Consider the following 21,331-nt stretch of genomic DNA (forward strand, 5'->3'; position numbering starts at 1 on the left):
AATTTTATGGATGATTGGTGTATTTTTATCGGAGTTTTGCTAGCGCCGTGTTTGTGTAAAACATCGCTCCCCGCATTTTACTTATACGTACTAACACGGGTCTCGTCGTTATTTCATTTAAAAAGATAGAGCAGGCGTGTTGGTTATCTAATAAAAACCAATGAACAGCGCCAGATTTCTCCCTTAGCTGCTTTTAGGCTTGTCTTTTTCGTTTATTGCCTAATGATATAAAGGGGAATGGCGAAAATAAAATGAAAAGCGGGAGGAAGGTTCGATAGATGTAGTTGGAACATATGAAAGCAGGACAAACACCATGAAGGATGCGGTTTTTAAATATTGACAAGAATGTGTCAGACAAAATGATATTTACTTTACATTGAATATGAGGTGTAAGCGCTTTAACATAGAACTATAGTCATACAACTTAAGTAAGGAGGAAAAACGTATGGAACAGCAAGCGAATTTCCGCGTCAAAATACAGCGGTTCGGTAGCTATTTAAGCGGAATGATTATGCCGAATATCGGCGCATTTATTGCATGGGGAATTATTACCGCTTTATTTATTCCATCAGGATGGCTTCCAAATGAATCATTAGCGAAACTCGTAAGTCCAATGATTACGTATTTACTGCCATTATTAATCGGTTATACAGGCGGAAAAATGGTTTATGATGTTCGCGGCGGAGTAGTTGGTGCGACAGCGACCATGGGGGTTATCGTCGGAGCGGATATCCCAATGTTTCTTGGCGCGATGATTATGGGACCGCTTGGCGGCTATTTCATTAAGAAATTTGACGGTCTTGTTCAAGGAAAAGTCAAGCAAGGCTTTGAAATGCTGGTCAACAACTTTTCAGCCGGGATTATCGGCGGAGCCTTAACGCTATTAGCATTTAAAGGAGTAGGACCTGTTGTTTTAGGACTAAATAAAACATTAGCGGCTGGAGTAGAAGTTATTATTAATATGAAGCTGTTGCCGCTTGCTAATATCTTTATTGAGCCTGCGAAGGTACTATTTTTAAACAATGCTATCAATCACGGAATTTTAAGTCCGCTTGGTATCGAACAAGCAGCAAAGGATGGAAAGTCGATTTTATTCTTGCTTGAAACGAATCCGGGCCCAGGGTTTGGCATTTTGTTAGCGTACTGGTTATTCGGAAAAGGGACAGCGAAACAATCGGCGCCTGGTGCCGCTATTATCCATTTTCTTGGCGGAATTCATGAAATTTACTTCCCATATATTTTAATGCGCCCGGTGTTGATTTTAGCAGCCATTGCCGGTGGAGTGAGCGGGGTGCTCACCTTCACGATCTTCCATGCGGGCTTGATCGCGGTTCCTTCACCAGGTAGTATTGTTGCTTTGCTTGCCATGACGCCGCGCGGAAATTATTTCGGTGTGTTAGCTGGTGTATTAGTGGCTACAGCGGTTTCATTCATCGTCGCATCCTTTTTCTTAAAGTCTGCGAAAGCAGAACAGGAAGATTTGCATGAAGCGACTGAAAAAATGCAACAATTAAAAGGAAAGAAAAGTGAAGTGGCGGCTGCATTGCAAACACAGCCGAAACCGGCCACTTTAGGCGACGTGAAAAAAATTGTATTTGCTTGCGACGCAGGAATGGGCTCAAGTGCCATGGGAGCTTCCATTATGAAAAATAAAGTGCAAAAAGCGGGACTCGATATTGAAGTGACGAATACATCGATCAACCAGCTTCCATCAGATGCGGATGTTGTGATTACACATCAAAACTTAACGAGCCGCGCAAAAGAAAAATTGCCGAATGCCTATCATGTTTCTGTTGATAATTTCCTTGGCAGCCCGAAATATGATGAGCTTGTTCAAATGTTAAAAGAAAGTAAATAGTGACTGGGCAAAAAGATAAGCGGAAGGCTTATCTTTTTGCCACGTTTTTTAAAAATGGCAACAAGTGCAAGGACGAAAATAGTTTTTCAATTTGTTGTTGCTTCTTTAAACAAGGTCTACAATTTTTTTGGTGCGTTCTATACTCCAATAGTTGCTGAAGATGGGAGGTGGCTATCGTGTATATATCAGCAAGAGAAAGAAAAATATTGGATATTTTATTATCTAATGACAAGGGAATCACAGTAGGCGAGCTTGCGGAACAGTTGGATGTCAGCAACCGTACCATTCATCGAGATTTAAAGGGGGTTGAACAAATTTTAACTGAAAGCGGGCTGCGCTTGGTGAAAAAGGCGGGAGTAGGCATCCAAATTATAGGGGAAGAGCATGCCAAAAAAGAACTGCAGGCACACCTTTTTGGTTTATCGCATGCTGAATACACACCGGAAGAGCGGCAAACGATGATTTTAATTGCCTTATTAGAAAATGCTGAACCTGTCAAACTTTTATCTCTTGCACATGATTTAAATGTCACCGTTGCCACGATCAGCAATGATTTGGATAAAATCGAAGGAATGCTTGAAAAAGATGGCCTTTCGCTCATCCGTAAACGAGGATATGGCGTGGAAATCGTCGGATCGGAATCAGCGAAACGAAAAATGATCAGCCAATTATTGCTGCATCATTTGGATGAATCCGAATTTTTGACAATTATGAAGGAATCCATGGCAGACGCAGCAAATGATACATTAAGCGCCATTACGGAAAAGCTGCTTGGTCTTGTTGATAAGAAAAAGCTGTTTACCATTGAAAAGCAAATTGAAATGATGAAGGACGCTCTCCCTTTTACGATTGCGGATAGTTCCTATGTAGCGTTAGTGATCCATCTTGCACTAGCGATTGAACGGATTATGCAAGGAGAAGAAATCAATTTTGAAGAACAGTATCTAGAAACGATCCGGACAACAAAAGAATATGAAATGGCAGAAAAAATAGCCAAATCTTTAGAATCGGCCTTTCAGCTTGTGATTCCTGAACAGGAAATTGGCTATATTACGATGCATTTAATGGGTGCGAAATTTCGCGATCGCCGTGGATATATGCTGGAAGAAGGAAGCTTAGAAATCGGCAGAAAAGTGCAAGAGCTTATTCGTTTTGTCGGCCGAGAGATCGGTGTCGATTTGACGGGCGATTATCCGTTATATGAGGATTTGATCATTCATTTAAAACCAGCTTTATACCGCATCCAGCATAATATGGGAATTACGAACCCATTGCTTGAGAGAATTCGTCAAGATTATTTCGAGCTTTTTGAAATTGTTAAAAAAGGAATGCATGCCATTTTTCTCGACATGGACATTCCTGAAGAGGAAATTGGTTATGTGGTTCTTCATTTTGCGTCTGCGTTGCTCAGGGAAAAGAAAGGTCTGAATGCTTTAGTCGTTTGCTCAAGCGGGTTAGGAACCGCGAAAATACTAGCGACGCGCCTGAAAAAAGAAATACCCGATATTTCAGCGATTGAACAACGATCATTTTTTGAGCTAAATCGTATTGATATGAGCAAATACGATTTGATTGTGTCGACCATTCCGATTTCGGGAGTGAGTGAACCGTATTTTCTTGTCAGTCCTATGCTTCAGGAGGAAGAAGCTGCTGCCATTCGGCAATTTTTAAAAAACAAGAAAGCGGTCAGCCGCCAAAAACAGGTGGACGTTTCCAGAAACACGATTCAAAAAATGAACGCCATTCAAACGATGAGCGAAACGATTGTCCAGCTTCTTCATGGATTTACGTTACAGTTTGTACAAGCGCGCTCGGTTCACGAAGTGTTAGAGAGAGCGTGTGGCCGCCTGCAAGAGAAAGGAATCATCCAAGAGGCGGAGCAAGTCCTAACAGAATTAATGCGAAGAGAACAAATTGGTGGATTAGGCATTCCTGGGACGCCGTTAGCGCTTTATCACACACGCAGTCTGGCTATCTCTGTCCCTTCGTTTACAATGTATGAGCTTGCCCATCCACAAACCGTGATGGGAATGCATCATCAACCAATGGATGTAGAGCGGCTTTTGCTGCTTTTAGCGCCGAGCGATGCTCCAGAAGAAACATTATCGGTATTGAGTCAAATCAGCTCTCTCATTATTAAAGATGAAGAAAGTGTGCGTTTGTTTTCAAAAGGAACGGCCGAGCAGCTTCATTCTTTTTTAGGAAAGCATTTAGAAATCTTTTTTTATCAGCATCTTCAAAATCGCAAGGAGTGAATGACATTGACTATTTTGAAAAAAGAAAACATTGTTCTTAATGCAGAAGTAGCAAATAAAACAGAAGCGATCCGTTTAGCCGGAACGATTTTAGTAGAGCAAGGCTATGTGGACGAGGTATATATTGAGAAAATGTTTGAAAGAGAAGCGCTGACATCGACATATATGGGGAATTTTGTGGCGATTCCGCACGGAACAGAAGAAGCGAAGCCATTAGTGAAGCAACCTGGTCTTTCGATTGTTCAAGTTCCAAATGGTGTTGATTTTGGAGAAGGAAACATTGTCAAGCTATTAATTGGCATTGCCGGCAAAGAAAATGAGCATTTAGAGATTTTATCGAAAATCGCCATTGTTTGCTCAGAGGAAGAAAATGTGGAAAAGATGATTCATGCGACAGAGAAGGAAGAGATTCTTCAGCTTTTAAACGGGGTGAATTAACGTGTTAGCCGTTCATTTTGGTGCTGGAAATATCGGCAGAGGTTTTATTGGCCAACTACTTTCGCAATCGGGCTATGAAGTCGTATTTGTGGATGTTAACGAGGAAATTGTTCAAAAGCTGCAAGAAAAGCGGCACTATCGGGTCATTATTGCCGGCGAACAAATTGAAGAGCAACACGTTTACCATGTGACAGCACTGCACAGTGTAAAGGATCACGAAGCTGTGCTTCAGCACATCGCGAAAGCAGATTTCGTTACGACAGCTGTCGGGCCGAATGTATTGCCGCTGATTGCTCCTGTGATCGCTGAAGGGATTCGCAAGCGCTTAGAGGTGAATCGAACTCCTGTTTATATCATTGCTTGTGAAAATATGATTGGCGGCAGCAGCTTTTTAAAAGAGCATGTATGGAAAAAATTATCCGAAGAAGAGCAAACAATGGCCAGCCAATATTGCAGTTTCCCGAACTGTGCCGTTGACCGCATCGTTCCAAATCAAAAAAATGAGGACTTGCTTTCTGTTACGGTGGAGCCATTTTTTGAGTGGGTCATTGAAACGAAGCAAATGATCGGAACCATTCCGCCAATTGAAGGAGTACGCATCGTCGATGAATTGCCTCCTTATATTGAAAGAAAATTGTTTACCGTGAATACAGGGCATGCCCTTGTCGCTTATTTAGGCTATTACAAAAAGTTTTTCACGATTCATGAGGCAATGAAGGACGAAGAGATTTATGCTGACGTGGTGAAGGCGCTCAATGAATCTGGACGAGTACTCATTCAAAAGTATGGATGGAATGCTGATGAACATCAAATATATATCAAAAAAATTGTTCAAAGATTCACAAAATCTGCGATTACGGATGAGGTGACGAGAGTAGGGCGCTCGCCGATTCGCAAGCTTGGTCCGAACGATCGTCTCATCAGCCCTGCCAAACAATATTATGACTTGTTTCATGAGATCCCATCAGGGCTCGTCAAAGGAATCGCCGCTCTCTTGCAATTTGATTATCAAGAAGATACCGAAGCGATGGAGTTGCAAGAGACGATTCGACAAATGGGCATCGAAGGGGCGTTGTCCCGCTACGCAGGATTAGAGCTTGGGCATCCGTTGATAGCGGCTGTTAAGACAGAAGCGGCTACATTAGCGAAGCAATAAATGGACACATTCCCCGATCAGCGATGAGACCGTTGTTTCATAAGTTCTATTGAAAAGCGTGAAAATATAACAAAGAGTTCTCTTGATGGAGAAAAAAGGAAACTACATCATAAAATCACGGACCATTTCGCATGTTGCGGAATGGTCTATTTTTCGTTTGTATACCGCAAATAAATGGCTGGAGTCGTTATAAGCAGGGAGCACCCCGCTTGGTCTGTGCGGTGAAACTTAACGGTAAATGCGTTTGGTGTTGGAAACGATCGTGGTTTTTACAGTCTCGACATCTTGCTTGTATAACACGGCTACTGTTTGCAGCGAATGCTTTAACAATAAAGGAGATGTTTCCATACCGCTGAACGGGCCGGCAAATGGCCAAGGTCCATCCGTTTCTAAAAGCAGCTGTTCGATCGGTACAAAGGATAACAGTTTTCGGTCGCGTTCACGATAGCAAACTTCTGGAGTGACGGAAATATAGTAGCCGCATCGGACGATTTGCTTGATAATAGAAGCCTCTGCTTTTAGCCAATGAAAATGAGCGTATTTTACGGCATATTTTTGCAAAATAGAAAGAGCGGTTTGGGCTCCTTCATACACCGCATGAAGAGCCAATGGCAAAGAAAGGGAGGAAGCGATTTGCACGATTTGCTCGAAACGCTCGCAATGGTTTTGATAACGTGTGGTCGCGTCTGCCGAGTAATGAGGGAGCCCGACTTCCCCGATCGCTCCCAGCTGTGGGCGTTCTTTTTGTACTAGATGAACCCATTCTTCCCAGTCCTGTGGATGAGGAAGTGGCTGTTCTGGATGAAAGCCAATCGCGGCGTATACGAACGATGGAAATCGCTGCTTCAGCTCCAATGTCCGGTAGCTCGACGGCAAATCTGTCGAGACTGCAACAACTCCTGAGATGCCAGCTTCTTGCCATGTTTTTATTCGCTCGTCAATTTGATCGTATTGATCAAGATGGATATGAGCATCAATCATCGGGACACTTACTCCTCTGTAAAAGTTTGGCGAAGGAGATGTTTCTACTCCACCCGTCACGTATTTATTGTATCAAGCATCAGAAAGGGTCGCCAAGCAGCTGGTTCACTATATGTTGTAACGATATTGGCTCTTTGCGAGAAAAATCAGGGGCACGCTTATGAACAGATCAAGCAATGCTGCATCATTGGTATGTCTGCACAAATAATCCGTCTCCTTCTAGCCACTCAGCGATCAGTACATGTTTGTAATCTGTTATTTCCCGGGAACGAAGCTCCTCTAATAGCCATTCTTCGCTTTTTTCTAGTTCGCGTAGCTCGTCCATTAGTAGCTGTCCGTCTCGGATAATTGTAGTTGGAATGTGGACAGACTGTGGCGGGAAGTGAAAATCCTCTTTTTTCGGCTTTTGGTAAGACGATTTTTTTAATATACTGAGCGATCCATCAGCTTCTAAGTAACAAAAAGCAACTTCCCTGATCGAAAATGTTTCATTTTGGCGCAGCAGGCTTTGTAATTGATTAAGGGTTAAGCGCGCTTTTTTCAACGCCTCATAGTCGATGATTCCATTGCGAATTAGTGCGGTTGGCTTTCCCTCAGCGATGAGGCGAAACGCCAGCCATTTTTGGTTGATATATTCTACGAACAGGAGGAGGGCTCCCCATAAGGTGATTGAATAAATAATGTACCAAATATGCACATGGTCAGCATAGAGCGCATTTCCAAGCAATTCTCCTAATACAATGACAGAAATAAAGGTAAACGGTGTAATTTGATGAATCAGCTTCTTTCCAGCCACTTTTACGACAAGAAATAACAAGATAAATCCGACGATCAATTCCAATGTCAATTCTGTAATCTTCATGATGTCCGCGCCTCCTCGCCTTGTCCATTCTTGCTATTTTCATTATGGGCGAGGTGAGTGCAAATTATGTTGCTTATCTTATTACTCAATGGAAAAGAAGCCGCTTTATTTTTTCAACAGACTCTGATTTCTATATCGTAGCGCACTGTTTTACTTAAAAACAGAATGGCATCCTAAACTCCAACAGAAAAGCGAGGAATCTTGTACTGTGTATGGGCTTTTATTGGATCATCCAAACGCCTAGTAGTAGCATGGTGTTGTTGAATAACAAAAACAAATAATTGTCAATCTATTCTAAAAAGTGATACAATACTTAAAATATAAAGGGTGTATATGGAGGGATTGAAGTTGAAGCAATTAAGAAGCAATATGATTAAAAAGGGATTTGACCGTGCCCCACATCGAAGTTTGTTAAGAGCAGCCGGAGTAAAAGAAGAGGATTTTGACAAACCATTTATTGCTGTCGTGAACTCCTATATTGATATTATTCCAGGACATGTTCATTTACAGGAGTTTGGGAAAATTGTAAAAGAAGCGATTCGTGAAGCAGGCGGAGTGCCGTTTGAAATGAATACGATCGGTGTTGATGACGGCATTGCCATGGGACATATCGGCATGCGTTACTCACTGCCAAGCCGTGAAATCATTGCTGATTCCGTTGAAACGGTGGTATCGGCGCATTGGTTTGACGGGATGGTGTGCATTCCGAACTGCGACAAAATTACTCCTGGAATGATGATGGCAGCGATGCGCTTAAATATTCCGACCATCTTTGTGAGCGGTGGACCAATGAAGGCGGGGGTGACGAGTGACGGCCGGAAAATTTCGCTTTCTTCAGTATTTGAGGGTGTTGGAGCGTATCAAGCAGGAAAAATAGATGAACAAGGCTTGCAAGAGCTAGAGCAATATGGCTGTCCGACCTGTGGATCGTGCTCAGGAATGTTTACAGCCAATTCCATGAATTGTTTGGCTGAAGCGCTCGGTTTGGCGCTTCCAGGAAACGGAACGATTCTAGCTGTTGACCCGGCTCGCAAAGAGTTCGTAAAACGCTCGGCTCAACAACTTATGTATTTAATTGAGCATGACATTAAGCCGCGCGATATTGTGACGGAAAAAGCGATTGACAATGCATTTGCGCTCGATATGGCGCTTGGCGGTTCGACCAATACCGTATTACACACACTCGCGATTGCGAACGAGGCAGGGATCGATTATCCGTTGGAGCGCATCAACGAAGTGGCTGCTCGTGTGCCGCATTTAGCGAAATTAGCGCCAGCATCTGATATACATATCGAGGATTTGCATGAAGCAGGCGGAGTGTCAGCAGTGCTTCACGAGCTAGCGAAAAAAGAAGGAACGCTTCATCTTGATGCGCTGACCGTATCGGGAAGAACATTAGGAGAAAATATTTCCGGTTGTGAAGTCACAAACCATGAGGTCATTCGCCCGATTCATCAGCCGCATTCAGAAACGGGTGGACTGGCTGTTTTATTTGGCAATCTTGCTCCAGATGGCGCGATTATCAAAACAGGAGGCATTCAGGGAGGAATCACGCGTCATGAAGGCCCGGCCATCGTTTTTAACTCCCAAGAGGAAGCACTTGAAGGGATTGCCGGAGGACGAGTGAAGCCAGGCCATGTTGTCATTATTCGCTATGAAGGACCGAAGGGAGGTCCTGGAATGCCGGAAATGCTTGCGCCGACATCACAAATTGTTGGGATGGGGCTTGGACCGAAAGTGGCGCTTGTGACGGACGGGCGTTTTTCCGGAGCTTCTCGCGGGTTATCCATTGGACATGTATCGCCGGAAGCAGCAGAAGGGGGACCGCTTGCTTTTGTAGAAGATGGTGATTATATTGTGATCGACATTGTTGCGCGAACGATTGATGTTCAGCTTTCTGAAGAAGAGTGGGAGAAGCGAAAAGCGAACTGGAAAGGATTTGAGCCAAAGGTGAAAACGGGATACCTCGCCCGCTATTCAAAGCTGGTCACCTCAGCAAGTACAGGTGGAATTATGAAAATCTAGCAAACGGAATAATAGATTACTAAAGAAAAGGTGGGAATTCTCAGAAGGGGAATCCCACCTTCTGTTTTGCTTAAAGATGACAACAAAAATATAGGGAGAATCATCAATTGTCCGACTTTTGGCACTGCTACGTAAGGATAAAAGTCATATATTATAAGAATAAAGGAATATGTATCCATCAAGGAGGAGAAGCAGGTGTGGAAAGTATTATTTCAAAAGGAAATACATTGGATGAAGCGATCCGTCTAGGGCTTGAACAGCTGCAAGCCACACGCGAACAGGTTTCTATCGAAATCATTCAGCACGAGAAAAAGCGTTTATTTGGATTATCAACAAAACAAGCGATCGTAAAAATAACAAAAATTTCTGTTGATGAATTAAACGATCCAGACGCTAAAGTATGGATGGAAGATGGCCGGTTGTTTTATCAGTGCTCCTCTTCAGAAGGGCCAAGCATTACGATTGGGGAAGGAGTAAAGCTGTTTCGCAACGGGGAAGAGGTAGACCGTGTGGTTAGCATTAAACAAGGAGATGTATTGGAAGTTCATGCAGAGGAAGAAAAAATGATAGAGGGGACATGGGATATTACAGTGGATTCCCAAAAAATGCAGGCCACTTTACTCATCGAGCCGACACTACACAAACGCTACGTGCTTTTAGATTTTCCTCCAGCTAAGCATGCGCAACTAAATGCCCAAATACTTACCGAAGTAAAGCCGGTTGTTACGTATGAAGAAATCAAGCAACGGTTAGAGCAGTTGCATATTGTGCATGGAATTCTTGAAGAAAACATCAACGAAGCGCTCCAAGCAACGGAGAAAATCCATGTGGCGCTTGCTCAAGGAACGCCGTCTCAGGAAGGAAAGGACGGCTGGGTTGAAGTAAAAGCGGGCTCGAACCAGCCGAAAAAACCGAAGATGCGCCAGGATGGTACAGTAGATTATCGTGAAATCGAAGGAGTTCCGAGCGTTCAAGCGGGTGACGTGATTGCAGTCATTCACCCAGCACAGCCAGGCATTCCGGGAAAAAGAGTAACCGGTGAAGTGATTCCTGTACGCGATACCTTTCCCGTTCATGTTCAACTTGGAAAGGGGGTCGCCATGTCAGAAGATGGAGTGAATATAATGGCTGTGGAGTCTGGAAGGCCTCAAGTAGTGCAAAAGGGGCGTACGGCTATTGTATCCATGATTCCAAAACTTGTCCATCAAGGGGATGTCGATCTCTCAACAGGTAATGTTCGCTTTAAGGGAGATATCGAAATTATTGGAAATGTTCAAGATGGTATGGAGGTTGAGGCGGAAGGAAGCGTTGTGATTTTTCAAAATGCCAACCGTGCAAAAATTCAGGCTCAGCAATCCATTTTTATCTATCAAAATCTTATAAGCGGAACCGTCATTTCAGGAGAGCAAAAAATGGCGGTTACAGAATTAATGGAGTCACTGAATACGATCCGCCAACAGCTTGAAAGAATGATTGTCACCGTTCAGCAGATCACCGTAATCTCCAATGTGGAAGGTAAAAACATGAATTGGGTGATAGGAAAATTAATCGAAACAAAATTTCAGTCTCTGCAAGCGGCTGTGAAAAAGTACCGAGAGGTTTGTCAAACGAAAAGAGAGCAATTAAGCGAAGCTTGGATTCAGCTAGGAGAGCGTTTACATACATGTATTTTAGTACAAAAAGCATACGAAAGCTTTGCTAAGTTGCTTCGCGACCTAGAAGAGATGATTAGTCAAAATGAACCGCTTTCTGCCGATTCGATTGAATTATCATATGCGTTGAATAGTGTCATTCATGGAAGCGGCGATGTGGTGATAACGGGAAAAGGATGTTATAACTGCAATATTTATGCAGGAGGAAAACTGGTCATTCATGGGGTGTTGAGAGGCGGCGAAATTTATGCACAAAAGGGGATTTATGTGAGAGAGGTCGGTTCTTCATCTGGAATTAAGACCGTCCTATCAGTTCCTAAAGGAGAAACGATTCAAATGGATCATGTGTGGGAAGGAACCGTCATTCGAATCGGCAAAAAAACTTATACATTTATGGAAGAGAAAAAAGCGGTTTGTGCAAGATGGAATGAAGAGGCGGGCGAGATTCAATTCGAAGCGTAGCTTGCTTTTTTCGCATAAGCTGAATCAACTGTTTTTTGCTCTCCATCATGGGACGCACAGAAATCCTCTTTCAAAATGTTTAGCTGTATCCCCAATTTTGTTAAGCAGCTGAAGAGGTTGTCTATTGGTGAAAGCGCTCTATATTTGATGGTCTCGACGGTCGGAGGCCCGTTCGTGACTTGTCTCGGTCACGCCCCATTGCGGCCGGAAACCGAACAACCAGCCGTTTCTTTTTTGGTTTATGGAAAACCAGTGCGGGAAGGCGAAACTCATTCTTCATCAAGAGTCAATTCCTCTCATTTTCTTGGATTTTGTATTATAATTGGGAAAGAGTTTTAAAGCGGTGAAGCTAAAAAGAAATGGAGGAATGACTCGATGTTCATTGCTTTAGATATGGATGGAACACTGCTTCATTCAGAGGGGTACATTAGTCCGAGAAATAAAGATGCGATCAAAAAAGCCCAAGATGCCGGACATATTGTGGCCATTGCCACAGGACGAGCGTATAAAGATGCGTACCTTCCGCTGGAGCGGGCTGGTCTTCGTTGTCCGATCATTGGCTTAAATGGTGCGATGATTACATTGGAAAGCGGTGCGGTGATGAGCGAGGTTCCGTTGCATCGGCAAGCATTCATCCCCACATTAGAATGGGTGCGAACACAGCCGGATTTATATTGCGAACTTTATACCAACACAGCTGTCTACGTTGGCTTACATAATCGCGAACATCTAGAAGCCCTTGCTTATAAAGTAAGGGAAGAGCATCCTGATTTGCAGCGCATTGTTCAAAAGCAGTTTCAACAGGCGCGTGTGACATATGTAGAAGATATTAGCCAAGTATGGCATGATGATTCATTAATAGTCTATAAGATTCTTATTTTTTCCTTAAATCTCCATTTGTTAAAAGAGGCTTCTTTCCAATTTGCGAAGCTGCCGGATGTGGCGGTTACTTCTTCGCATCCTAATAATATTGAAATCAATCATCAACAGGCGACAAAAGGAGAAGCGATCAAGAAGCTCGCTTCTTATTATGGAATGGAGTTGTCTGATACGGTGGTCGTCGGTGATAGCCTTAATGATCTGCCGATGTTTGCGGTTGCGGGATACCGTGTCGCGATGGGGAATGCTGCTGAGGCAGTGAAGCAGCAAAGCGATTCGATCACAGCTACGAACGATGAAGATGGTGTCGCTTTGATCTTAGAGGAACTTGTACAAAAGGGAAACGTACCGCGCCAACGGCTTGTTTGATGAGAAGAAAAGGAAAAAGGCAGTTAACGATGGTGAAGCCGTGTATGAAGGAATAATGGCAAAATCATGATAAAGAAAGTAGGAAGGATTCCTCCGGTAGATGAAGTGATGGATGGGCTCATTAGTAAATGATACATAGAGAGGAATAAGCAAAGCATGACAAATACTCATTCACATTTATTATTAGTCGACGGTATGGCTCTATTGTTTCGCTCTTTTTATGCGACTGCTCCGAGTGGACAGTGGATGCGAAACAGCCGCGGTGTGCCGACAAATGCGGTTCATGGGCTGATCAGGCACTTATCAGCAGCACTGCAAACCATTCGGCCAACGCATGTCGTGTGCTGCTGGGATATGGGGAGCACCACCTTTCGCACTGAATGGTTTCCCGACTATAAAGCGAATCGTGGCGATCCGCCGCCGGAGCTTGTGCCGCAATTTGATTTGGCGAAAGAAGCCGTCGCTGCGCTCGAAATTCCCAACATCGGAGTATTAGGAGCCGAAGCGGATGATTGTATTGGCACGATTGTCAAGCAATACGGGAGTTTGCTGAACATTTCGATTTTGACTGGAGATCGTGACTTATTGCAGCTTCTTTCTCCGAATGTGTCCGTTTATTTGCTGGCTAAAGGCATCGGTCATTATGAAGTATATACGGATGACCGGTTTTATGAAGAGAAGGGCCTTTTACCGCAGCAGCTTGTGGATGTCAAAGCGCTTATGGGAGATTCAAGCGACAATTATCCGGGAGTGCGCGGCATCGGAGAAAAAACGGCGTTTAGATTAATCCAACAATATGGTTCTATTGAAGGATTAGTCGAAAATCTTGAGCAGTTGACGAAAGCTCAGCAGAAAAAGATTAGCGAGAATTTAGAAATGCTTTATTTATCGCGCAAGCTGGCCACCATCTATTGCGAGATTCCGCTGTCTTTGCGTCTTGAAGAAGCGAAATGGACAGGGGATTTTGTTGGCTTGGAGAAAGTAAAGCAAATGTTAGCATAAGTAGCAGGTTTAATGATGAAGCGACCATTTTCTTTTCTGCGTTAGAGATGTTAATACGTAGCGAAGGCCTAATCATCTGGCGATATGAAGATAGATTAGTGTTTTTGTATGTCGGAACGTTGGCAATGGGTAGATCGAGAACTTAATTTTGACGGTTGAGTGATCGAACCATCCCACGTACAGATCATCCATTTGTCTGTAAGCGGGATGGTTGTCGGCGCTCGCTCTCTCTTTTGATCGGGAGTGGCTGACGGATCAAATTCGCGATACCATGAAAAGCTGTTTCACAAAAATAAAAAAGCGGCCTATAAACCGCTTTTTTGATCATTAAATATGGAGCATATCGGATTCGAACCGATGACCTCTTCGCTGCCAGCGAAGCGTTCTCCCCCTGAACTAATGCCCCGTTATTAAAGCTACGGACAATATTTATAATATCATAAAAGATAGAAATGTCAATGATCGATTCATGAGCAAACAACAAATCATAAGCAACTTCGCCCATATTAAGTGATGTCCTCATTCTGGCATCAGAAAAAAATAAAAAATGACAGAGATAGCCGTTTTTACTAGAACCTTTTTTCATGCACGCCATAACGTGTTATTACATTGTAAAAAGAGGTGCTGGCGTTGTTTAAAAGAAAAAGGCGATCGCTGTCAACGAAGCTGCTTTCCGTTGTTTGCTCTATGATTTTTCTAATGGGAATCGCAAGTGCCTGGTTGGCTGACAAAATTATTGTAGAGAGCAATTTAGCCAACATGGAAAAAGAGCTAAACGGATTTGGCACCATTTTGGCGAAAAATGTAGATGAGAAGGTAGTCCAATCTGTTATTCATCAACCGAGCGAAAAAAACCATGATGCTTTACAAGTCAGCGAATTAATGGACGAAACCATTCGTAGTACCCATTCCTATGTTGCTAATCTGTATTTCGTTACTTATGAAAATGGCCGTATTGACCTGCCGGTATTTAGCAGCAGCTTACGTTCCGATCGCTTTACATTTGGCTCTGAATATCCAACGGATGAAACGACCTTTCGTACCGCAGTTGTCAAAGCCTATACAACCAAAACGGCACAAACGACCGACATATATACCAATCAATTTGGAAAGTGGAAAAGCGGGGTTACGCCCATATTAGATGATAGAGGAAATGTTTTAGCGTTGTATGGAGTAGATTTCGATGTATCCAAGATTGAAAAAAAGGCATGGCAAGAGACGTTGAATTTCGTCTATTTAATCATTGGTTTTCTATTCACAGCTATTGTTTTAACCTATTTTGTTGTTCGAAGAATCGTTCAGCCGGTGCTAAAGGTTTCCGATTTATCCTCAAGCGTTGCCAATGGAAATTTAAATATCGAAGAGCTAGCGGTGCGTTCAAAGGATGAGGTAAGCATGCTGGCGGCTCATTTTAACTTTATGGTCCATAATTTGCGGCATATTATGAAAAAGGTTAATCTTCATTCACTGCAGGTATCGAGCGCTGCTGAGCAGCTGACAGCAAGTGCTGAGCAATCGACGATCGCTTCTGAACAAATTGCTCGTATTACACAAGAAATGTCTGCTGGAACAGAAGAACAGTTAAAAAATATAAGGAAAACAGCTCATTCAGCTGATACGCTGTCAGCTACACTTCAGCAAGTAGCACAAAATAGTGAAGAGATGCTGCGAAGTGCACAAAATGCAATGGAGGCGGCTGTTCAAGGAGTTGACTCTATTCGTGTTGTAATGCAGCAAATGAATGAAATCAGTCTTTCTGTAGACTACACTTCAAACATTATGCAACTGCTTGGCGAAAAATCGAAGCAAATCGGTCGGATTGTCGCCTTTATTACTGATATTGCTGAGCAAACGAATCTGTTAGCTTTAAATGCTGCTGTTGAAGCCGCCAGAGCAGGAGAACATGGGAAAGGCTTTTCTGTTGTCGCTGCTGAAGTAAGAAAGCTAGCGGAGGAATCCAAAAAATCCGCTTTCCAGATTACAAACTTGATTGATTCGATTCAAACAGAAACAATAGAGGCGGTTCGTTCCGCAGCTATGTGTACAGATAAAGTGAGATTAGGTCTGGATTCAACAGAAAAGTTAAAGAATGTTTTTGTTCATATAGAAGAAACGGCGCAGCTTGCTGTGAATAAAGTGAATCTTGTATCTGCAGCGGTGCGTTCCATGTCTGAAGTCGGTGAAGAAATGGCAGAAAGCATGGAGCACATGAAGGATATTTCTGAAAAAACGGTTTTATCAAGCAGCGAGATTGCCGGAGCAACCGAACAACAACTCGCCGCAATGGAGGAAATTTCATCCGCAGCCCAGTCTTTATCATTGCTGGCCAACGAATTATTAGAAAGTATTGCGATTTTTCAAATGGAGAAAAAATAGCCCCTTTACCCATATCGAATAGATTGCGTAATGGAAAAATTTTATTGTTAATGAACGAAAATCCCGCGCTTTGTTGAATGTTCTAACCATCTCTGATGGATGATTCAATTTTTCATCAAGCAGCTGCCCATTTGCTAAAGCAAACTATATTCGTGAGTGATGAATGGTCATGAAGGTTTGGAGATATCGGCGGCGGTGCATTTTTCTTTACTTTCAATAGAATTTAAACGTAAAGGCGCCGATATTGCTTAGCGTTGAATTTGCCAAAATATTTTCTAAACAACAAGGAGGGGCGCATTATTTTGTTGACATCCGGACAATCTTGAGGACCCATGTCCAGAGAGATAGCTTATGCTGCGACAAAAGAGGCGCTTGATGCCTTTGTGAAAACATTTGTTGTTGAAGTAACGGAAAAAAGGGATTACGCAGGGTCCGACTGATTTTGGAGGAATGAACGAGGAGTGGAAACAGCATCTTCTGCTTAACTTTCCGTTCGGACGGCTTGGTACACTCCATGATGCCGTGCGCCTTATTCGTTTTTTTGGCGAGTGATGAAGCCGCGTGGATCACTGGACAAGTGATTCATTCCGAAGGTGGATTTATTCGCGGATAGTTGCTGCTGCTCCGTTCTTTATTCGTTTCAAAAAATGAAAAAAGGAGAGGGCTCCAAAAGTGAGCGTTCCCGACTTTTGGGACAGCCCCTGATTAATTGAAGCGATCATTCGCGTACTTGTCCTGCGCCATAGACGAGCGTTTTCGTCGTTGTGATGGCGCGTAGACCCATTGGACCCCGGGCATGCAGCTTTTGGGTGCTAATGCCGATTTCTGCTCCGTACCCAAACTGTTCGCCATCCGTGAATCGCGTCGAGGCATTATGATAGAGCACTGCCGCATCAACAGATTCAAAAAAGCGTTGAACGTGTGCGTCACATTCGGAAATAATTGCTTCGGAATGTTTTGTTCCATATTGGCTAATATGACGGATCGCATCTTCTACGTCTTCAACAAGCTTGACGGCTAAAATCGGTGCTAAAAATTCTGTTCGCCAATCTGCCTCTGTTGCTGGCTGAATAAAAAGATATGCAGAAGCGAGGACAGCATCGCCGCGCAATTCAACGGCTTGATGGTGCAATGTTTCGATGAGTTCGCCGACGTACGGCCAATCTTTATGGATCAAGACGGTTTCGGCAGCATTGCATACGGATGGACGCTGCAGCTTTGCGTTGAGTACAATATCCATTGTCATTTGTTTTTTGGCTGATTGATCGATAAAAATATGACAATTGCCGACACCTGTTTCTAAGACAGGAACGGTAGCATTTTCGACAACCGATTGAATCAATCCGGCTCCGCCGCGCGGGATGAGAACATCTAAATATTCTTTTAAGCGAAACATGCTCCGAGCGGTTTCGCGGCTCGTATCTTCTAGCAGTTGAACCGCTTCTGGGGGAATAGGAGAATGTTTTAGTGCCTCTTGCATGATGGAAACGAGGGCCTGATTGGAATAGATGGCCGATGAACTTCCCCGCAACAGCACGGCGTTTCCTGTTTTTAAGCAGAGTGTTGCGGCATCGACGGTGACGTTCGGCCGCGCTTCGTATACCATGCCAATCACGCCAAGCGGAACCCGGATATGTTTGATTTGCAGTCCATTGGGCCGTGTTTGCTCCTCAATCGTTTCACCAACTGGATCAGGCAAAGCGATCACTTGTTGGATACCAGTGACCATTTGTTTGATTCGTTCCTCTGTTAACTGTAAACGGTCAAGCAAAGCGGGCGACATTCCGTTTGCTTGGCCAATGGACATATCTTTTTTATTTTCTGCAAGAATCCATTGTTTTTTTGCTACTAATGCTTCAGCGATGATGGCGAGCGCTTCATTTTTTTCCGATGTCGATAACACGGCTAATGACTTAGCCGCTTGCTTTAACTGTATAGCTTTTAGCAACAATTCATTCATGACGGTGGCCTCCTTTGTCATAAGCATGTCGTTTCTTAATTTAACGCAATGAAACAGACGGGTTTTTTAAACATACCCAGTGATTGCGATGAATGACCTCTGGACGCTGGTGGATAGAATAGCGTCTGGCGGCCTCGCTAGCCCAGCCCTTGACTTTTACTAAGTCCTCAGCTGAGTAGTATACCTGTCCTCTTCCGATCACTTCGCCCTTTTGATTCATCACTTCCACGACATCGAGAGCTTTGAATGCTCCCCATACATTGGTTACACCAACCGGCAATAAACTTTTCCCTTTATGTAAAAGGGCGATTTCTGCTCCTTCGTCAATTTCGATCCTCCCCGCTGGTTGGGAGTGATAGGCAATCCACTGTTTGCGCATTTGCATATGCCCTTGCCGAGTGCCAATATATGTCCCGTCTCCTTTTCCTTCTAAAACATCACACAATTTTCTTTTTCCGCTTCCTGTTCCGACAAAAACGCTGACGCCAAACGAAAGAGCTTTTTGTGCCGCTAGCAGCTTTGATTTCATTCCTCCTGTTCCTAGAGAGGTGCCGATACCGCCAGCCTGCTCGATTAAATCATCTGTTATTTCCGGTAAAAAATGATACTTTTTTGCGGTTCGGTCTGTTTTTGGATTTCCATCGTATAGTCCATTAATATCTGTTAAAATAATTAACGCATCGGCATGTAAAAAACCGCTGACAAGAGCGGACAACAAATCGTTGTCGCCAAATGTTAATTCTTCGACAGAAACCGAATCGTTTTCATTAATAATCGGCAGAACTCCACGATCAAGCAATTCAGAGATGGCAGAAAATAAATTGTGGAATCGTTCCCGACTGTAAAAATCCTCGCGTGTTAAGAGCAGCTGCCCAATGACAATACCAAACGAGCGAAAAGCAGAAATATAGCTTTGCATAAGCAGTCCTTGGCCGACCGCCGCCGCCGCTTGCTTGCCTGCTACTGTTTGTGGCCGAAAGCGGTAGCCGAGCTGAGAAAATCCCGCTGCAACAGCGCCAGAGGAAATTAAAATCACATCATGGCCGAGCTGTTTCAAGTAAGCGATGGCTTCCACGTGATCGAGCAGCTTTTGTTCAGAAAGCTTTCCGTTTGAATCGGTAAGGGAGCTGCTGCCGATTTTTACGATCACTCGTTGTTTTCTCATTTTTTCCCTCCTTACTTTAATTTCACATAAAAAAACGCTTTTCCCCTCCTTATGAAAAGGACGGAAAAAGCGTTCCGCGGTACCACCTTTTTTGGCGCAAGTAAGCGCCCACTTTCGTCCCAGTAACGCGGGAATAACGGCTTATGTTTGCATAAGCGGCCATATTAGGGCAGGTTCAATCAACTTTCCGTGAGGAACCTTCCAGCCTACGAGCTCCACTCTCTTGCACGTTCCATTGATTTACTAGTCCCGTACCGTTATCAGTATCGTTGTTTTTCAGAATTATCTTACGGAACGGCGGATTTGTCAAGATACTATCTGCCGTTTGTGGGGAAAATTTTCATATTTTGTTAGAATAAATCCTTAGTATAGCAGCAAGAAAAGGAAATAGACGAAACGAATCATGCCTGTGAAAAAATAACGGTGGAAGGAGTTTCGTAATTTGCTTTTTCGTCATACATTGTGTGACAAAGGTTCGCCAACTCGACTCTATAAATGACATCCTCAGCCAATGTCAACCTAGTATAAGATAGATAACAAGTTTTTAGAAAGCGCTTACAAAAGATTTTGGCATATCGTATACTAAAGATGAAGGGTTATTACCATATAGGGGGGATTGGTCATGAAATATACAGAGAAGCGATTTGAAACAGCAGCGATTCATCACGGCTATTGTACGAAGGAGCATCTTGGAAGTCTATCTGTTCCGATTTTTCAAACCTCTACCTTTACTTTCGATACGGCGGAGCAAGGAGAAGCACGCTTTGCTGGGCAAGAGGAAGGATTCATTTATTCGCGGCTGGCTAATCCGACAGTCCGGGCACTTGAAGAGAAAATGGCTTATTTAGAAGAGGGAGAGGCTGCCTTGGCGTTTAGCTCAGGCATGGCGGCAGTGTCCGCTGTGCTTGTTGCTTTGACAAAAGCGAATGATCACATCATATGTTCGCAAGGAGTATATGGCTGTACATTCGGTTTGCTGCAGCTAATGAAGCAGAAATACGAAATTGATCATGATTTTTGCCCGATGGAAACAGAAGAGCAAATTCGTCAGCTCATTCGTCCTGAAACCGTGTGTATTTACGTAGAAACGCCGATTAATCCAACAATGAAGCTCATTGATTTGGAAATGGTGGTAAAAGTCGCGAAAGAGCACGGAATAACGGTTGTTGTAGATAACACATTTTGTTCCCCGTATTTGCAGCGGCCGCTTTTGTTCGGTTGTGACGTTGTCATCCACAGCGCAACGAAATACATTGGCGGCCACGGTGATGTCATTGCTGGTATCGCGGTAGGAACGAAAGAATTGATGGCGGAAATCGCTAAAACGACGCAAAAAGATATTGGCGGGGTTCTTTCACCGTTTGATGCCTGGCTTTTGTTGCGTGGAGTGAAAACGCTGGCAGTGCGCATGGATCGCCACTGCGACAATGCTGAAAAAATTGTGGAACGCCTTAAACAGCACCCAGCTGTTGCGAATGTATATTACCCAAACGACCCGGACCATTGTAGCTATTCGATTTATAAAAAACAAATGAAGCGCGGCGGCGGCTTAATTTCGTTTGAAGTGAAAGGGACGAAAGAAGAGGCTCAACGCTTGCTCAATGGCTTGCGGCTGATTCATATCGCGGTCAGCTTGGGAGATACGGAGACGTTAATTCAGCATCCAGCCACCATGACACATGCTGTCGTCCCAGAGAAAGCAAGAACGGAAATGGGAATTAGCGACTCGCTCCTTCGCTTATCGGTGGGACTTGAAGCGTGGGAAGATATTTGGAGTGACTTGGAACAGGCGCTTAATCAGCTGTGAAAGAAGAATAAAGCAGACACTTGATGTGCCTGCTTTTATTTCATAGAAAGAGGAAGTGGGCAGTCGAGTTTTCGATTTTAACCA

The 21,331-nt window shown here is 43.6% G+C and carries 14 protein-coding genes, 1 tRNA gene and 1 pseudogene; 11 read left to right on the forward strand and 5 right to left on the reverse strand.

What is annotated here, in order from left to right; translation table 11 throughout:
* Positions 1–445: 445 nt before the first annotated feature.
* From GFC28_RS01930 to GFC28_RS01945, 4 genes are all read left to right on the forward strand, one after another.
* Positions 446–1,858, forward strand: coding sequence for a PTS mannitol transporter subunit IIBC (locus GFC28_RS01930; protein ID WP_044746390.1), 1,413 nt, complete (start codon positions 446–448; stop codon positions 1,856–1,858).
* Between the two features lie 176 nt (positions 1,859–2,034).
* Complete coding sequence (locus GFC28_RS01935; protein WP_044746391.1) at positions 2,035–4,113, forward strand: BglG family transcription antiterminator; 2,079 nt, start codon at positions 2,035–2,037, stop codon at positions 4,111–4,113.
* A complete protein-coding gene (locus GFC28_RS01940) occupies positions 4,114–4,551 on the forward strand; it encodes a PTS mannitol transporter subunit IIA (RefSeq protein ID WP_044746392.1) in 438 nt (145 codons plus the stop codon).
* Position 4,552: 1 nt separating this feature from the next.
* Positions 4,553–5,707 (forward strand): mannitol-1-phosphate 5-dehydrogenase, encoded by a 1,155-nt coding sequence (locus GFC28_RS01945; RefSeq protein WP_044746393.1) that lies wholly within the window; start codon positions 4,553–4,555, stop codon positions 5,705–5,707.
* Positions 5,708–5,935: 228 nt separating this feature from the next.
* Here GFC28_RS01945 and GFC28_RS01950 read toward each other — a convergent pair whose 3' ends face one another.
* Together GFC28_RS01950 and GFC28_RS01955 are read right to left on the reverse strand one after the other, a co-directional pair.
* Positions 5,936–6,688 (reverse strand): TatD family hydrolase, encoded by a 753-nt coding sequence (locus tag GFC28_RS01950; RefSeq protein WP_044746394.1) that lies wholly within the window; start codon positions 6,686–6,688, stop codon positions 5,936–5,938.
* A 184-nt stretch (positions 6,689–6,872) separates the two neighbouring features.
* Positions 6,873–7,550 (reverse strand): DUF421 domain-containing protein, encoded by a 678-nt coding sequence (locus tag GFC28_RS01955; protein ID WP_044746395.1) that lies wholly within the window; start codon positions 7,548–7,550, stop codon positions 6,873–6,875.
* Between the two features lie 348 nt (positions 7,551–7,898).
* Between GFC28_RS01955 and ilvD the strand changes: the two genes are divergently transcribed.
* From ilvD to GFC28_RS01975, 4 genes are all read left to right on the forward strand, one after another.
* Positions 7,899–9,575 carry a dihydroxy-acid dehydratase gene (ilvD, locus tag GFC28_RS01960; protein ID WP_044746396.1) on the forward strand — a complete coding sequence of 559 codons (1,677 nt, stop codon included), beginning with the start codon at positions 7,899–7,901 and terminating at the stop codon, positions 9,573–9,575.
* Between the two features lie 197 nt (positions 9,576–9,772).
* Positions 9,773–11,689 carry a FapA family protein gene (locus tag GFC28_RS01965; protein ID WP_044746397.1) on the forward strand — a complete coding sequence of 639 codons (1,917 nt, stop codon included), beginning with the start codon at positions 9,773–9,775 and terminating at the stop codon, positions 11,687–11,689.
* 375 nt (positions 11,690–12,064) lie between these two features.
* Entirely contained in the window at positions 12,065–12,937 is an 873-nt protein-coding gene (locus GFC28_RS01970; protein WP_044746398.1) for a Cof-type HAD-IIB family hydrolase, read from the forward strand.
* A 156-nt stretch (positions 12,938–13,093) separates the two neighbouring features.
* Positions 13,094–13,939, forward strand: coding sequence for a 5'-3' exonuclease (locus tag GFC28_RS01975; protein WP_044746399.1), 846 nt, complete (start codon positions 13,094–13,096; stop codon positions 13,937–13,939).
* 334 nt (positions 13,940–14,273) lie between these two features.
* On the opposite strand, the gene GFC28_RS01980 is transcribed toward GFC28_RS01975, so the two are convergent.
* Positions 14,274–14,345, reverse strand: a tRNA-Ala gene (locus tag GFC28_RS01980).
* A 224-nt stretch (positions 14,346–14,569) separates the two neighbouring features.
* Here GFC28_RS01980 and GFC28_RS01985 point away from each other — a divergent pair.
* Positions 14,570–16,315 (forward strand): methyl-accepting chemotaxis protein, encoded by a 1,746-nt coding sequence (locus GFC28_RS01985; protein WP_052661039.1) that lies wholly within the window; start codon positions 14,570–14,572, stop codon positions 16,313–16,315.
* Positions 16,316–16,538: 223 nt separating this feature from the next.
* A pseudogene (locus GFC28_RS20165) lies at positions 16,539–16,928 on the forward strand (SDR family oxidoreductase); the annotation flags it as partial.
* A 105-nt stretch (positions 16,929–17,033) separates the two neighbouring features.
* Here the strand turns inward: GFC28_RS20165 and GFC28_RS01990 are convergent.
* Both GFC28_RS01990 and proB read right to left on the reverse strand, forming a co-directional pair.
* Entirely contained in the window at positions 17,034–18,275 is a 1,242-nt protein-coding gene (locus GFC28_RS01990) for a glutamate-5-semialdehyde dehydrogenase (protein WP_044746400.1), read from the reverse strand.
* Positions 18,276–18,315: 40 nt separating this feature from the next.
* On the reverse strand, positions 18,316–19,440 hold the full coding sequence (gene proB / locus GFC28_RS01995; RefSeq protein WP_044746401.1) for a glutamate 5-kinase: 1,125 nt from the start codon (positions 19,438–19,440) through the stop codon (positions 18,316–18,318).
* 622 nt (positions 19,441–20,062) lie between these two features.
* Between proB and megL the strand changes: the two genes are divergently transcribed.
* Entirely contained in the window at positions 20,063–21,247 is a 1,185-nt protein-coding gene (megL, locus tag GFC28_RS02000) for a methionine gamma-lyase (protein WP_044746402.1), read from the forward strand.
* The last annotated feature ends 84 nt before the right edge of the window (positions 21,248–21,331 follow it).

The organism is Anoxybacillus sp. B2M1, assembly GCF_001634265.1.
Classification (GTDB): Bacteria; Bacillota; Bacilli; order Bacillales; family Anoxybacillaceae; genus Anoxybacteroides; species Anoxybacteroides rupiense.

Coding starts and splice junctions, on each gene's coding strand:
- GFC28_RS01930 (WP_044746390.1), top strand. CDS start 446: ATGGAACAGCAAGCGAATTTCCGCGTCAAAATACAGCGGTTCGGTAGC.
- GFC28_RS01940 (WP_044746392.1), top strand. CDS start 4,114: ATGACATTGACTATTTTGAAAAAAGAAAACATTGTTCTTAATGCAGAA.
- GFC28_RS01950 (WP_044746394.1), bottom strand. CDS start 6,688: ATGATTGATGCTCATATCCATCTTGATCAATACGATCAAATTGACGAG.
- GFC28_RS01955 (WP_044746395.1), bottom strand. CDS start 7,550: ATGAAGATTACAGAATTGACATTGGAATTGATCGTCGGATTTATCTTG.
- GFC28_RS01970 (WP_044746398.1), top strand. CDS start 12,065: ATGTTCATTGCTTTAGATATGGATGGAACACTGCTTCATTCAGAGGGG.
- GFC28_RS01975 (WP_044746399.1), top strand. CDS start 13,094: ATGACAAATACTCATTCACATTTATTATTAGTCGACGGTATGGCTCTA.
- GFC28_RS01990 (WP_044746400.1), bottom strand. CDS start 18,275: ATGAATGAATTGTTGCTAAAAGCTATACAGTTAAAGCAAGCGGCTAAG.
- proB (WP_044746401.1), bottom strand. CDS start 19,440: ATGAGAAAACAACGAGTGATCGTAAAAATCGGCAGCAGCTCCCTTACC.
- megL (WP_044746402.1), top strand. CDS start 20,063: ATGAAATATACAGAGAAGCGATTTGAAACAGCAGCGATTCATCACGGC.